Source organism: Palleronia marisminoris (assembly GCF_900172315.1).
Taxonomy (GTDB): Bacteria; Pseudomonadota; Alphaproteobacteria; order Rhodobacterales; family Rhodobacteraceae; genus Palleronia; species Palleronia marisminoris.
Genome location: NZ_FWFV01000033.1, coordinates 1 through 895 on the forward strand (window position 1 = coordinate 1; position 895 = coordinate 895).

Consider the following 895-nt stretch of genomic DNA (forward strand, 5'->3'; position numbering starts at 1 on the left):
CCCTCGAACTGCTGTTCATAGAGCGTCCGGAACGGACCCTGGTGGCCCAGAAGCTCGTGCACCGGGCCGCTTTCGATCACCTTGCCGTCCTCGATCACATGGATCTGGTCGGCCTCGAGGATGGTCGATAGCCGGTGCGCGATCACGATGGTCGTCTTGTCCCGGGTCAGCCGCGACAGAGCCTCCTTGACCAGCGCTTCGGAAGTGGCGTCGAGAGCGCTCGTCGCTTCGTCCAGAAGCAGGATTTCGGACTGGCGCAGGATCGCCCGCGCCACGGCGATGCGCTGCCGCTGGCCGCCCGACAGGAAGTTGCCGTTCTCGCCGACCTCGGTGTCATAGCCCTTGTCCAGCGCCTCGATGAAGTCGTGCGCGTTGGCGTCCTTCGCGGCGGCCTCGACCTCTTCGTCACTCGCATCGGGACGGCTGTAGCGGATATTCTCGCGCACCGTGGCCGAGAACAGGAACGTGTCCTGTCCCACGAACGAGATCCGGTCGCGAAGCGACGCGAAGGTGGCGCCCCGGATGTCCTGGCCGTCGATCAGCACCTGGCCCGAGCTGGGATCGTAAAGGCGCATCAGCAGGTTCAGGATCGTCGACTTGCCGCCCCCGGATTGGCCGACGAGCGCTGTCGTCTTTCCGGCCTCGAAGTCGAGTGTCATGCCCTTCAGCACGGTCTTTTTGCTGCCGTAGTTGAAGGTCACGTCCTCGAGCCGCACCTCGCCCGGGCCGGGTTCGAGCGCGACGGCATCCGGCGCTTCGACCAGCAGTTCCTCATAGTCCAGAAGCTCGAACATCATCTGCACGCGAACCATCGCCGTCTCCAGCTTGATGCGCACGCGGCTGAGCCGCTTGGCGGGCTCGTAGGCCATCATGAAGGCGGTGATGAACGACATCA

At 64.5% G+C, this 895-nt stretch carries 1 protein-coding gene; it reads right to left on the reverse strand.

Going from position 1 to position 895, the window contains the following annotated elements; translation table 11 throughout:
* The coding region (locus PAM7066_RS18445) for an ABC transporter ATP-binding protein (protein WP_139838424.1) at positions 1 to 895 on the reverse strand (895 nt) is incomplete at both ends.